Origin of the sequence: Pedobacter sp. B4-66 (assembly GCF_018492665.1) — a bacterium.
GTDB lineage: Bacteria > Bacteroidota > Bacteroidia > Sphingobacteriales > Sphingobacteriaceae > Pedobacter.
In genome coordinates this window covers 45,205-58,128 of the sequence record NZ_JAFVME010000009.1, presented here as the reverse complement: position 1 = coordinate 58,128, position 12,924 = coordinate 45,205, and the positions used below count along the sequence as shown (strand labels likewise).

Below are 12,924 nucleotides of genomic sequence, written 5' to 3'. Positions count from 1 at the left end.
ATTATGAAATGGTTTTTAGTAAGATATATTTATGAAATAGTTTGTGGAGATGGCAACTATAAACCTCAGTTTGACGAGCAGTTAAGATTGATGTTTGCAATAGATAGTAATGAAGCTTTTTTTAAAGCAGAATTAGCCGCGGAGAATTTTCATCCTCCATTTGAAAACTGTCACGGTGAAGTGGTGACATGGAAGTTTATTTGTATTGCAGACCTTCACGAAATTCAGACGCCTGAAGATGGAACCGAAATAGCATCAATAATGCATGAACCAATTGATGTTGCCGTTTTTTTAGATCAGGTAGAAAAGAGACAGGTTTTTTTAAAAGAACGTATACAACTAACCACCAAAGAATTAGATTGTTTTGACAACTAGGCCATTATCAGTTCCTCAGATACAGAAGTTTGCCTTTGCTATATTTTTAGCCTGGGTAGCAATTTTTGTGTTCTTATTTTATTACACGCTGAATTTTAGTCTTCCTGTTGCAGTTGCAGATAGTGTAATAACTAATGGTTTGTTGGCAGTTGCTTGTATTATTTTGAGTAATTTATTAGGTTATTACCAGCCCAAAAATGAAACAATACTGTTTATTCTGGTATTAACTTTAATGATGGCACTGACCATCACGTTAGCAAGTAAGTTTGCATTAAACCTCTTGTTTGTTGATAATATAACCTACCGAAGCTTTTTAAATTTGTCGATACTGGTGCGCTTTATCATTGTGTTTATATTTTTAGCATGGTGCGCTCTGGCTAATATTTTATGGTATAGATTGGAAGAACAATCAGCTACACAGGAAAGATTGCTTACAGCCCAGAATTTATCAAAAGAAGCTGAATTGAATAAGCTTAGACATCAACTGCAACCGCATTTTTTGTTTAATAGTTTAAACTCGGTGTATGCACTTACAATTGTGAATCCTAAAGAGGCTGGCACTATGATTACTAAGCTTGCCGCGTTTTTAAGAGGGACTTTAAAACGAGATGATGAGGTGTGGGTAAGCGTAGGAGAGGAAATGGAGTATATTCAACTCTATTTAGATATTGAAAAAGTCAGGTTTAGTCATCGGTTAAATATTGATGTGAATGTAGATGAGGATACGCTGAACCTCCGCTTGCCGGGTACTTTACTGCAGCCAATTGTAGAGAATGCTATAAAATTTGGCTTGTACAATACATCTGCTTCGATTACAATTTCGATGCATGTAAAGATTGTAAATAGTGTACTGGTTATTATGGTGCAAAATCCGTTTGATCCGGAAATGAAGGCTACTGGAGGTACAGGTTTCGGTTTGTCTGCAATTAAAAGAAGGCTATATTTGTTGTTTGCTGACGAAAAGTTACTGAAAACAAAAGCTACTGACGATAATTTATTTATAACAACGCTTAAAATACCCCAGGCAAATGATAAGAACAATATTAATTGATGACGAGCCCCTGGCCAGGGATATTGTAAAACACTATTTAAGTGATTTTCCGCATATAGAAGTGGTTGCAGAGTGTAGTGATGGATTTGAAGGAATTAAAGCAATTACTCAGCATCAGCCCGACTTCATTTTCCTGGATATTCAGATGCCAAAGATTAACGGCTTTGAGATGCTTGAATTGGTAGAGAGGCCACCTGCTGTAATATTTACTACCGCATTTGACGAGTATGCAATAAAGGCTTTTGAAGTAAGTGCTGTAGATTATTTATTGAAACCTATTGAAAAAAACAGGTTTGATCTTGCTATTCAGAAACTGCCATCACGGCTAAATAGCGGAGGAGAAGAGGTAACGAAAGAGCTGCTGGATTCGGCGGCATTAAGTCCGGCACAAAATAACAGGGTTGTAGTTAAAAAGAATGGGGTAATTAAAATCATTTCAGTTTCTGATATCCACTATTTGGAGGCCGACGATGATTATGTGAAGATGAGTACTGTAGAGGGGATTTTTCACAAGAATAAAACGATGAGTTTTTTTGAGCAAACATTGGATTCTGCACAGTTTATTAGGATACATCGTTCTTATATTATAAATTTGGCGCAGGTTACAAAAATTGAACTTAAAGAAAAGGATAGTTATATTGTGCTTTTAAAGTCGGATATATGGCTGCCTGTGAGTAAAACAGGGTATGTGAAGTTGAAAGCAGCACTTGGGTTATAGAAAATTCTAATTCTATTTGCAATTAGAAAAAAATCACACTATATTTGCACCTCTTAATTAAAAAAATAGTCTAAGATATATATAATACAGTTATGAAAAGAACATTCCAACCTTCGCAAAGAAAGAGAAGAAACAAGCATGGCTTCCGCGAAAGAATGGCTACAGCAAACGGTAGAAGAGTATTAGCTTCTCGTCGTGCAAAAGGAAGAAAAAGATTATCAGTTTCTGACGAGCGTCGTCATAAAGCATAATTTTTGATTGCAGCACATTAAGTGTTAGCAGATCAGAACATCTGCAAAGTTGCGATCAAAAACATGAACACATTTAACAAAGAAGAACGGTTATGTAGTAGGAAGTTAATTGACTTGCTATTTAAAAACAGTTCTTCTTTTTTATTATATCCTTTTCGTGTGTCTTATCTCTTTGTAGATACAGTACACAATTACCCCGTACAGGTAGTAATTAATGTTTCTAAGAAACGCTTTAAAAGAGCGGTTGATAGAAATTTGATTAAACGTCGTACTCGTGAGGTTTATCGCCTGCAAAAACAATCACAACTTTATTCGTCTCTCACTGAGTCTAATCAACTATTGCTACTTTCTGTACAATTTATTGGTAAACAGATTTACGATTACCCATTTTTTGAAAAGAAAATGACCGGAGTTTTAAAGAAATTGGCAACAGCTATTGAAGCCAACGAAATAAAAAAAGCTAATGGGGATAGTTAAACAGGTTGTTGGTTGGATATTTTTAGGTTTGATAAAACTTTATCAATGGTTATTATCTCCTTTGCTTGGGGCAAGTTGTAGGTATACCCCAACTTGTTCTCAATATGGTATTGAAGCCATTAAAAAGCATGGTCCATTTAAAGGAGGATGGCTAACTTTGAAACGCATTGGCAGATGTCATCCCTGGGGTGGCCATGGTCATGATCCTGTTCCATAATAATTTTTAATTTAAGCTGATGGCTACTATACTTCAAATTGAAACCGCTACACAAGTTTGTTCTGCTGCAATATCACATGATGGAAAAACCATTGCCCTAAAGGAGCTAATGGCTAATAACATTCATGCAGGTAGCTTAACTTTGTTTATTAAAGAGGCATTGGACTCTACCGGCTTACAATTTGAAGATCTTGATGCTGTAGCAGTAAGTATGGGCCCTGGCTCTTATACTGGTTTGCGCATTGGCGTTTCTACCGCAAAAGGTTTATGTTTTGCGCTTGATAAACCTTTAATTGCAATTCCTACCCTTCAAATGATGGCGCAAGGTTTTATGCTACAGAATCCTGATTATAACGGGTTAGTATGTGCTATGATAGACGCCAGAAGGATGGAGGTTTTTACTTCTGTTTATAATAAAACGCTTGAAACAGTGACTCCAGTTTCTGCTAAAATAATTGACGAGGGGAGCTTTGCTCAGGAGTTAAATGATCATGTTATCACCTTTATAGGTAATGGTGCTGCTAAGTGCATGGATGTACTAGGGCATGAAAACGCAAAGTTTTCTGAGCTGAATTTTAATTCTGCATCTTATATGAGTAAGCTTGCTCATGAGGCTTACGCTGCAGCAAGATTTGAAGATGTTGCTTATTTTGAGCCTTTTTATTTAAAGGATTTCGTTTTAACTACTCCTAAGAAAAAGTAAATTCTTATCTGTTTTTAGAGAAAATACTGAAAACACGTTTAAAGAAGCTGGTTTCCTGGCCATCTAATCCGGGCATGTAGCTGCTATTTTGGGGATGCTCTACAGTATAACCGAATTTAATACCAAGTCCCATATAAAAGGAAGCCCCATTGTATCCAGAACTTGAGGATGTAGTGTTTTGAATTGCTGCGTAGGCTGTTCGAGTTGTTTTGAAGAGGTTGTCTGAGCCCATAAAGAATTCAAAATTTGGTGTTTGATACATTCCTTGCATTCCAAAAAGAAATAGATTATTAAAATTATAGGCAGGAATAGCACTTATGGAAAAACCACTATAGAGGAATTTATTTACAAGGACTATATCACCTCCATTATAAAACAAGTTTTTTGATACAATAATGCTAGGAGTATAAAAATTGAATGTTTTGGAGATTAGAAAATCTGCTTTGGCATTGGTTGGACTAATAAAGCTTTTGTTGTAAGCATTTTTAATGACTACATCTGTAATTCTGTTTTCGGCTTCTTTTGTGGTTGAACCTCTGGGGATATTAAGCACTGTATTATTGAAATCGGCAACGTATGATTTATTTGCCCATCTAATAAAACCAAGATCTTTAATGTTAGCTATTAATGTATAGCCTGTTTTAGAAATGTATGTTGTACCAAAACTAACTGCCAACCCGGGGTTTTTAAAGTTTGGTATTAAAATGTTGGTAGATTGATCTTTTGCTCTTAAAAAGTTTGATTTGTAACGGCCTGATAAGGTCATGTTAATATCGCCACTTTCAGGAGTGACTCCATCGGAGGTGAAATCAAGGCTGGAATTAGTGACTTTTAATTCGTTGTATGTAATTCCGCTTAGTAAACTTAATTTTGCTCCAAAGGCAAGTTTTTTATTATAGTTCTCTCGGTAGGTAACACTGAATTGGTGGTATGACTGTGAGTAACCATCGTTATTTAGGGCGTTATTAGACTGTTCTTTGATTTTAGACCATTCCTTCTGATCAAAAATTATAAGCAATCCATTAGTATACTTTAAATTGGCGTCAGTTCTTAACTGCCATGAAAAGCCTAGTTCCTTTTGAAACTTGTAAGATTTAAAAATCTTAAAATTGAAGAGGTAGAGGTTTGAATTCTGATATATCCTATTAATGTCTTTAGGGTTGGCAGAGATGCCTGTAGCTGAAAAATCTCCAGTGCTAATCAACCTGCGAATTACATCATCTCCACCTTTGGTAGTGGCATTTATCCCAAGATAGGGTAAGAAGAAATTGGAAGCATATTTACGAGAGGAGTCTAAAACAAAAGTTTTTTGTGCAGGATTTTCAAAACCATCAAATAAAGTTTTTGTATTAAATAAACCGTATTGCTGAGCTTTTAGCTGATTGAAAAGAAGTAAAAGAAAGAACAGGATTAGAGGTTTTCTCATAGCGAGTCGTTTTCCAGTTTTAGAGAATCTTGGTTTAAAGGTTGTTGCTTTCTGTTCATGAGAACATTTGTTTGAAATTTACCATTATCTCCGCTAAGTTGGTAGGTAAATGACTGATAATTTCTTAATCCTTTCTCGGTAGTGATGTGTTTGTAATAAGGAAGGTATATATTTTTAAGGAATATCTCTGAAGAATTATCTAAATCGATAAAGAATGTAATGTTCGATGTGTTTGGTAACTGATTAACGCTACTGACATAACTCTCTTTATTAATAAGGAGTCGATTGTTCTTATAACTATTCAGAAAAGACTGTAATGTGCTGACGTTATTAGCAAAAATCATGTAATTGTCTATAATGATATAGTATGGTCTTTTAAATTTCTTAAAAGGCTCTCCAAAATAGCTATACAGCAGATCCGATTCTTTAAATATTTTTATGCCGTCACCATAATCGGAGCTAAGGTCTAGTAATAACTGTTCTACTTTTTCTCCATTACTTAAATTAATTGCGCCAATTTTTTCTGCAGTATTTAATTGAAAGGTAATCAGCTGGTCTTTAAAGTATTTTGGAAATATCTGATTAGGATCTATATGGTAGTTAAGAGTGATGTTTTTAAGTATATTACTTGTAGCATTCAGTTCTTTTTTTTCAGTAAACCACGCATCCAGATTCTTTTTCCAAGTAGCATAGTTCTCTATTGCAAAAACTGTGTAATTAGCTGTGTTTTCAGGTAAGATGTTGGTTGCTGTTGTTTTTTGAGCATTAGATGTTGAGAATAGTTGATAGTAATCGTTTAACTCATTGTCTTGTGTTGATCCTGTAAGCAAGACTTTTTCTTTGCTAAAATTGTATATCAATGACGCAAATGTATTGCGGTTATCTAGCACAGAAAGCTCTCCATTAAGTTTTCCTGGCATAGTTGCTTTTAAGAGCAGTGGGAGATCTTTGAAATTGATATAAATTTCGGCCAGACTATTTTTTGTTAACCTGCTTGTTGATTTAATGTACTGTACAAATTTATTGTTGTCATTAATACTTGCAGATAATACATTTGAAACTGGTTTTATTGCGCTGGAAAGTAGTAAAAGGTTACCTTTAATAGCAAGATAGAATACGGCACTATCGGGTAGGGTTATCGTAGTTATTTTTTGGGAACTATCTAACTGTAATTTAGCAGATGCCAAAGCATTGATTAATTGATTTTTACTTGCTTCACTATTGATTTGGGTACTATAAAGCAAGTCAATTTGTTTGTCTTTTCCCGGAATAAGGCTAATGTATATGTTTTGTTTACCTATTATTCTGTTAAGATCCGGAGCAGATAAGATATAATCTTTTATAGATTGTAATTGACTATAGTTGCGCTCTCCAATAACCTCTTGTAAAATGTTTTGACCTTTTAAAATGTCGAATATGCTTTTGTCATTTTGGAAAGAAAATATGACACCCGAATTTACTGTTGCAGCATATAAACTACTATCATTATTTTCCCTCTGGGTATTTAGGCCTGAGAAATACATGTAGGCCAGAGTTATGATGGCAGTAAAAAGGGCTATTACTATGACAAGAATTTTTTTCATTTGCTGTTACTACAAATTTAATTTTAATAGTTGGGATTAATAATAAATGCTTCAAGTTTGTTAAGTTTGTTAACTAAAATTGTGGGTTTAACATATAATGAATAGACGTATATTGGTAACCGCATCTTTATTTGGAGCTATAGCAGTAATGCTTGGAGCTTTTGGTGCGCATGGATTAAAGAAAGTAGTTGATGCAAGCTCAATTGAGATTTGGGCAAAAGGGGTGGAATATATGTTTTATCATACTTTCGCTTTGCTTTTTCTTGCTCAGTTTAAAGGGACCGAAGCAAGCCAGCGTAAATTTATAAATCTGGCTTATGGCTTTTTTACCTTTGGGATACTGTTGTTTTCAGGCTCCCTATATTTATTGGCTACCAGAAGTGTGACAAATATTGGTTTTGTAGATTATATTGGTCCTGTAACTCCAATTGGTGGTTTGCTGCTGATTCTTGGCTGGATTTCGTTACTTTTAGCGGCTTTAAAAAGTAAATAATGTTGGATTTTCTTGATCCGGAATTTGAAGAAAGGGAGACCCTTTTTATTGAGGTAATCTTACCTCTCTCTCTGTCTAAAAACTATATTTATCGTGTTCCTTTTGAACTAAATGATCAGATTGCTATTGGAAAACGAGTAGTGGTTCAGTTCGGAAAGAATAAAATCTATACAGCATTAATAAAAAGTGTCAGTAGGAAAGCTCCTGATGTTTACGAAGCTAAGTACATTATTGATGTAGTTGATGCCTATCCGATTATTACTGCACAGCAACTTCATTTGTGGGACTGGATGACTTCCTATTATCTCTGTAATGAAGGAGATGTAATGTCGGCCGCATTGCCAACAGGATTGAAGTTGGCAAGTGAAACCATTATTGTATTAAAAGAGGAAAGTCCGCTTGCTGATGAGGATGGAGTTGTTCTGGAGATTGTTTTTACAGATAAAGAGCAGATTATCTTAAATGCACTAAGGAGTCGGCCTCGATTAACTATTGATGATGTATCGGCTTTGCTTGGTCAGAAAACGGTTTATCCGATCATCAATTCCTTGTTGGGTAAGGGAATGGTTTACATCGCTGAAGAGGTAGTTGAAAAGTATAAGCCATTGCTGAAGTCCTTCATTTCTTTACAACCGTTTTATAACGAGGAAGAGAACTTAAAGCAATTGTTTTCTATTTTAGAGAGAGCACCTAAGCAATTGAATGCACTCTTGGCTTATTTAAAGCTTTCTAAGCAACAGACAACTATATCAAAGCAACAGTTGCTTGAGGAGAGTGCCTGTGGTACTGCTGCGCTTAAAACCCTTATAGATAAAGATATTTTTGCCGTATATAAGCGTCCGGTTAGCCGGCTGTTGGAAAGTGCTGATGACTTTGTGCTAAACTTTGAACTTAGTGAGGCCCAAAGTAAAGCCTTGCAGCAGATTGAAGATGGCTTTGTTGATAAAGAAGTGATGTTATTACATGGTGTTACCGCATCAGGGAAAACACAGATATATATAAAACTGATTGAAAAGGCAATTGAAAATGGTGGGCAGGTATTGTTCTTACTGCCTGAAATTGCATTAACCACTCAGATAGTTGAACGGATACAGCGTTATTTTGGTGATGCTATTGGTGTTTATCATTCTAAATTTAATAACAACGAGCGTGTAGAGATTTGGAATAAGGTATTGAATGGGAAGTATAGGGTAGTTTTAGGCGCTCGTTCTGCAGTGTTTCTACCTTTTAAAGAATTAAAACTGATAGTGGTTGATGAGGAACATGAATCTTCATATAAACAGAATGAGCCATCCCCAAGATATCAGGCAAGAGATGTAGCTGTTTATTTGTCACACCTATATCAAGCTAAAATTGTTCTGGGTTCGGCTACTCCTTCTATTGAAAGTTATTATAATGCTGTTAATGGAAAGTATGGTCTTGTAAGTATTACTGAGCGATTTGGTGGTGTGGAGCTACCTTTACAGGAAGTAATCAGTATTTCTGAAGAAACCAAACGGAAAAAAATGATTTCGTATTTTTCTAGTAAGTTGGTTGAGGAAATCACTTTTACACTCGAAAATAAAGAGCAAGTGATCCTGTTTCAAAATAGACGGGGTTATGCTACCATTTTAATTTGTGGCACCTGTGGCTATGCTCCTAAATGTGTGAATTGTGATGTGAGTTTAACTTACCATAAAACAAGTGGTAAATTGCATTGTCATTATTGTGGCTATCATCAGAGTAGTATTAACATTTGTCCGGCCTGCGGATCAGTACACATTGAACAAAAAGGCTTTGGTACGGAAAGGGTGGAAGAGGAACTCAGTTTGATTTTTCCTGAAGCTAAAATTTCGAGATTGGATGTTGATAGTACGCGGACTAAGAATGGTTTGCAGCAAATAATTTCTGATTTTCAGGAGAAAAAGACTGATATTCTGATTGGTACCCAGATGGTTGCTAAAGGATTAGACTTTGATAATGTGACCTTGATAGGTGTAATTAATGCAGATACGCTTTTAAATTATCCAGATTTCAGGGCCTTTGAAAGAAGCTATCAGTTATTGGCACAGGTTGCGGGTAGGGCCGGTAGAAGAGATAAACAAGGAAAGGTGATTATACAGGCTTATGATGACAATCACAGGATTATTAATCAGGTTATTGATAATAAATACCTGGAAATGTATAATGAGGAACTTGCAGAACGCAGACAGTTTAATTATCCCCCGTTTACAAGACTAATTTTTGTTAATATCAAACATAAGGATGCTGATCTGTTAAATGTGGCTTCGCAGAAGTTTGCTAATATTCTTAAAGGACAGCTTGGCGGCAGGGTGCTTGGCCCTGAACAGCCATTAGTATCACGAGTAAGAAATTATTACATAAAGCAGGTAATCATTAAAAGTGATAAAAATACTTCAGTACAGAAGGTGAAGTCGATATTGAAAGAAACAATTCTAATGTTTCAATCAGAAAAGGACTACCGTGCAGTAAACATTCAAGTGGATGTTGATCCCTACTAATTTTTATTGGGATTGATTTTGTGCGTATTAGCCTTTTTTTAACTTTTTGGTCCTAAATAATTAACTTTATTAGATTTGAAAAGGCTATTTTTGGGGTGCTATGGCGTACAAGTTTGTTGACAATTACAGAGAAAAGGGAGGGAGAAAGAAATTAGTTGAACACCTGGAAGCAAGGGGTATCACTGATAAGAAAGTACTGAAGGCTATCGGTAAAGTACCACGTCATTTCTTCTTTGATGAGACTTTTTGGAACCAAGCGTATAAAGATATAGCCTTTCCGATTGGTGATGGACAAACTATTTCGCAACCTTACACTGTGGCCTATCAAAGCGAGTTACTACACATAAAAAAAGGTGATAAAGTTCTTGAAATTGGTACCGGTTCAGGTTACCAAACCTGTATTTTAATGGAGCTTGGTGCCAATGTGTACACTATTGAACGTCAGGAAAGTATATATAGACACACCATCAGGGTTTTACCTGGAATGGGATACAATGCACATTTCTTTTTTGGAGATGGATCTAAAGGTATTGCCGATCATGCCCCTTATCATAAGATCATTGTAACAGCAGGTGCCCCGTTTGTACCTGAGATATTACTTAAGCAACTTAAAATTGGCGGTATCTTAGTGATTCCGGTAGGGGATGAACATTCGCAGAAAATGGTAACAGTTATACGTGTGAGCGAAACTGATTATGAAAGGATCGAATTGGATACTTTCAGATTTGTACCTTTGGTTGGGGATCAGGCCTGGTAATTTTTTTTGCAGGGCTGTTAGAATTTCATAGCCCTGTCCATTTCCCTTTTCGATTCTCTATCTTTAATGCTATCTCTTTTATCAAATTCTTTTTTACCCTGCGCTAAGGCAATCTCCATTTTAGCAAAGCCTCTTTCATTAGTGAAAATACGTAGAGGAACTATAGTGTAGCCTTTTTCTTCCCCTTTTACTTTAAGCTTTTTAAGCTCCTTTTTCTGCAAGAGCAGAACTCTGTCGCGTTTAATATCATGGTGATGGAAAGAGCTATGGCTGTATTCTGAGATGTGTAGGTTTCTTACATATAGTGTGTTGCCTATGAACATGCAAAATGCGTCAGACATGTTGGCTTTACCTTGTCTGATGGCTTTTATTTCTGTACCTAATAAAGCAATTCCCGCATTATATTTTTCAATAATGTGGTAATCGAAATAGGCTCTTTTATTTTTAATCTGGATATCGTTTTTCATAAGAATCCGCTAATATCTCAATTTTATCTTACAATAAGCACTGGAATAGAGACTTTATGACGTACAGAATTCACGGTTGTCCCTAAGATAAGATCCTTTAAGCCTTTGTGCCCGTGAGCGCCCATAACAAGCAATTCGAGGTTACTTTCTTTGGTAATGTCTACAATTGCTTTTACAGTCCCTCCGTAACCAATATGGATAGTTGATTTGTAGCCAAGGTGGGCTAAATTAGCACTATACTTTTCCAGGTTTTCTGTATCACTTTGTGTTTCGTAATCCATTGCAGAATCTCCATGATAACGGGCTACGGCCGTTTCAACTACGTGAATTAGGTGATAGTTGGCCTGTTTACCTCCTTGAATTAAAGCATGCCTGATGGTATTTCTGTCGTTAACAGAAAAGTCAACAGTAATACCAATTCGCTTGTAATGGATTTTTTCAACTTCGTCTATATTAAGCGCGTTGCCATGGGGAGCAACATTTTGAGCTTGCTTAATTTTGCCAACTAATGGATATATAAAAACATATAATAAAAGCAATCCGATAAGTATGGCTAATGGAACTATTATGCCATAAACATACCAACCTCCATCAGCACCCCAGGTTTTTATTTCTTCTACAACGAGTTTAACGTTTAAAGAAACGATAACCAGAGAACTTGTCCAGGCAAGAATTTTTACCCATGGTTTGATGGCAAATCCTTTCATTGTACGTTTATCAGATGTGAAGTGAATTAATGGGATTACCGCAAAACCGAGTTGAAGACTTAAAACTACCTGACTCAGAATTAATAAGCCACCTAAAGCATCTTCGCCAAACCATAATATAGTGAAAAAAGCTGGTATAATTGCCAGTAAACGAGTAATTAACCTACGTAACCAAGGTTCAATACGAAGTTTTAAGTGTCCCTCCATTACTATTTGCCCTGCTAAAGTACCAGTAACTGTAGAGCTCTGTCCTGCTGCAATAAGTGCAATGGCAAAAAGGGCAGGGGCAACATTACCAAAAATGTTTTGAAGTAACTTGTGCGCGTCCTGAATTTCAGCTACTTCATGTAAACCATTTTTATAGAATGCTGCAGCTGCAAGGATTAAAATGGCAGCGTTTACAAAGAATGCAAGGTTTAGAGCTACCGCTGTATCAATGAAATTAAATTTTATAGCCTCTTTAATTCCCTTGTCGTCTCTTTCAAATTTTCTGGTTTGTACCAGTGAAGAATGCAGGTATAGGTTATGTGGCATAACGGTTGCCCCAATAATACCTATAGCTATGTATAAAGATTCACCAGAAAGTATGGTTGGTTCAAAACCTCTTATAATCTCCTTTAGAGAAGGCTCTACAATAAACATTTCAACTAAAAATGAAACGCCTACTATAAAAACCATTGATACAATAAAGGCTTCCATTTTGCGCATCCCTTTGTTAAGTAGAAAAAGAAGGAGTACGGTGTCAAAGATGGTTAAGCTAATTCCCCATATTAAAGGTAAGCCAAACAGTAAGTTTAAACCTATGGCCATACCTATTATCTCAGCCAGATCACATGCTATAATTGCAGTTTGAGCCAAACCAAAGAGGGGGATGTTTACCCATTTTGGATAACCATTTCTTGAAGCCTGTGCAAGATCCAAACCTCTTACAATACCTAAACGAGCACTAAGCGATTGAAGAAGCAGGGCAATAAGGTTAGACATTAGTAGTATCCAGATGAGTTGATAGCCAAACTTACTGCCTCCTGCAATGTCTGTAGCCCAATTTCCTGGATCCATATAGCCAACACTGACAAGGTAGGCAGGCCCTATAAAAGATAGTATCCGACGCCAACCGGTTCTTTTGCTGGTGTCGACACTTTGATGCACTTCACTTAATGATCCAGAATTTTTTGTGGTGGTCTCAGGTTTGTTCATG

General features: G+C 36.1%; 14 protein-coding genes. 10 read left to right on the top strand and 4 right to left on the bottom strand.

Annotated elements, in window-relative coordinates:
• Positions 1–3 precede the first annotated feature (3 nt).
• The 7 genes from J1905_RS15265 to tsaB all read left to right on the top strand — a co-directional run bounded on the left by J1905_RS15265 (position 4) and on the right by tsaB (position 3,792).
• Positions 4–375, top strand: coding sequence for a DUF4288 domain-containing protein (locus J1905_RS15265; protein WP_214228161.1), 372 nt, complete (start codon positions 4–6; stop codon positions 373–375).
• Positions 365–1,426, top strand: coding sequence for a sensor histidine kinase (locus J1905_RS15260; RefSeq protein ID WP_250318110.1), 1,062 nt, complete (start codon positions 365–367; stop codon positions 1,424–1,426). The genes J1905_RS15265 and J1905_RS15260 overlap by 11 nt, the downstream gene beginning before the upstream one ends.
• Complete coding sequence (locus J1905_RS15255) at positions 1,404–2,144, top strand: LytR/AlgR family response regulator transcription factor (protein ID WP_214228160.1); 741 nt, start codon at positions 1,404–1,406, stop codon at positions 2,142–2,144. Before J1905_RS15260 ends, J1905_RS15255 begins: the two co-directional genes overlap by 23 nt.
• A 92-nt stretch (positions 2,145–2,236) precedes the next feature.
• The gene (gene rpmH, locus J1905_RS15250; RefSeq protein ID WP_055133745.1) at positions 2,237–2,395 is read left to right on the top strand and encodes a 50S ribosomal protein L34; all 159 of its coding nucleotides are present in this window, start codon (positions 2,237–2,239) and stop codon (positions 2,393–2,395) included.
• 63 nt (positions 2,396–2,458) lie between these two features.
• Positions 2,459–2,872: a ribonuclease P protein component gene (locus tag J1905_RS15245; protein WP_214228159.1), complete on the top strand. Its 414-nt coding sequence runs from the start codon at positions 2,459–2,461 to the stop codon at positions 2,870–2,872.
• Entirely contained in the window at positions 2,859–3,089 is a 231-nt protein-coding gene (gene yidD / locus J1905_RS15240) for a membrane protein insertion efficiency factor YidD (RefSeq protein ID WP_173093154.1), read from the top strand. The genes J1905_RS15245 and yidD overlap by 14 nt, the downstream gene beginning before the upstream one ends.
• 19 nt (positions 3,090–3,108) lie before the next feature.
• On the top strand, positions 3,109–3,792 hold the full coding sequence (gene tsaB / locus J1905_RS15235; RefSeq protein WP_214228158.1) for a tRNA (adenosine(37)-N6)-threonylcarbamoyltransferase complex dimerization subunit type 1 TsaB: 684 nt from the start codon (positions 3,109–3,111) through the stop codon (positions 3,790–3,792).
• A gap of 4 nt (positions 3,793–3,796) precedes the next feature.
• Here the strand turns inward: tsaB and J1905_RS15230 are convergent, their stop codons facing one another.
• Entirely contained in the window at positions 3,797–5,218 is a 1,422-nt protein-coding gene (locus J1905_RS15230) for a DUF5723 family protein (protein ID WP_214228157.1), read from the bottom strand.
• A complete protein-coding gene (locus J1905_RS15225) occupies positions 5,215–6,801 on the bottom strand; it encodes a hypothetical protein (protein ID WP_214228156.1) in 1,587 nt (528 codons plus the stop codon). The genes J1905_RS15230 and J1905_RS15225 overlap by 4 nt, the downstream gene beginning before the upstream one ends.
• A 97-nt stretch (positions 6,802–6,898) precedes the next feature.
• Here J1905_RS15225 and J1905_RS15220 point away from each other — a divergent pair, with 97 nt between their 5' ends.
• The 3 genes from J1905_RS15220 (at position 6,899) to J1905_RS15210 (ending at position 10,552) form a co-directional block, all read left to right on the top strand.
• Complete coding sequence (locus J1905_RS15220; RefSeq protein ID WP_214228155.1) at positions 6,899–7,294, top strand: DUF423 domain-containing protein; 396 nt, start codon at positions 6,899–6,901, stop codon at positions 7,292–7,294.
• The gene (gene priA / locus J1905_RS15215; protein ID WP_214228154.1) at positions 7,294–9,795 is read left to right on the top strand and encodes a replication restart helicase PriA; all 2,502 of its coding nucleotides are present in this window, start codon (positions 7,294–7,296) and stop codon (positions 9,793–9,795) included. Before J1905_RS15220 ends, priA begins: the two co-directional genes overlap by 1 nt.
• Before the next feature lie 100 nt (positions 9,796–9,895).
• Entirely contained in the window at positions 9,896–10,552 is a 657-nt protein-coding gene (locus J1905_RS15210; protein ID WP_173093164.1) for a protein-L-isoaspartate(D-aspartate) O-methyltransferase, read from the top strand.
• Between the two features lie 17 nt (positions 10,553–10,569).
• Here the strand turns inward: J1905_RS15210 and smpB are convergent, their stop codons facing one another.
• The gene (gene smpB / locus J1905_RS15205; protein ID WP_173093166.1) at positions 10,570–11,019 is read right to left on the bottom strand and encodes an SsrA-binding protein SmpB; all 450 of its coding nucleotides are present in this window, start codon (positions 11,017–11,019) and stop codon (positions 10,570–10,572) included.
• A gap of 23 nt (positions 11,020–11,042) precedes the next feature.
• Entirely contained in the window at positions 11,043–12,923 is a 1,881-nt protein-coding gene (locus tag J1905_RS15200; RefSeq protein WP_214228153.1) for an Nramp family divalent metal transporter, read from the bottom strand.
• Position 12,924 lies beyond the last annotated feature (1 nt).

Bases quoted from the DNA above. Each gene is read 5' to 3' on its own strand.
- smpB (WP_173093166.1), bottom strand. From the start codon at position 11,019: ATGAAAAACGATATCCAGATTAAAAATAAAAGAGCCTATTTCGATTAC.
- J1905_RS15210 (WP_173093164.1), top strand. From the start codon at position 9,896: ATGGCGTACAAGTTTGTTGACAATTACAGAGAAAAGGGAGGGAGAAAG.
- J1905_RS15230 (WP_214228157.1), bottom strand. From the start codon at position 5,218: ATGAGAAAACCTCTAATCCTGTTCTTTCTTTTACTTCTTTTCAATCAG.
- yidD (WP_173093154.1), top strand. From the start codon at position 2,859: ATGGGGATAGTTAAACAGGTTGTTGGTTGGATATTTTTAGGTTTGATA.
- J1905_RS15200 (WP_214228153.1), bottom strand. From the start codon at position 12,923: ATGAACAAACCTGAGACCACCACAAAAAATTCTGGATCATTAAGTGAA.
- J1905_RS15255 (WP_214228160.1), top strand. From the start codon at position 1,404: ATGATAAGAACAATATTAATTGATGACGAGCCCCTGGCCAGGGATATT.
- J1905_RS15225 (WP_214228156.1), bottom strand. From the start codon at position 6,801: ATGAAAAAAATTCTTGTCATAGTAATAGCCCTTTTTACTGCCATCATA.
- J1905_RS15220 (WP_214228155.1), top strand. From the start codon at position 6,899: ATGAATAGACGTATATTGGTAACCGCATCTTTATTTGGAGCTATAGCA.
- J1905_RS15245 (WP_214228159.1), top strand. From the start codon at position 2,459: ATGAACACATTTAACAAAGAAGAACGGTTATGTAGTAGGAAGTTAATT.
- tsaB (WP_214228158.1), top strand. From the start codon at position 3,109: ATGGCTACTATACTTCAAATTGAAACCGCTACACAAGTTTGTTCTGCT.
- rpmH (WP_055133745.1), top strand. From the start codon at position 2,237: ATGAAAAGAACATTCCAACCTTCGCAAAGAAAGAGAAGAAACAAGCAT.
- priA (WP_214228154.1), top strand. From the start codon at position 7,294: ATGTTGGATTTTCTTGATCCGGAATTTGAAGAAAGGGAGACCCTTTTT.
- J1905_RS15265 (WP_214228161.1), top strand. From the start codon at position 4: ATGAAATGGTTTTTAGTAAGATATATTTATGAAATAGTTTGTGGAGAT.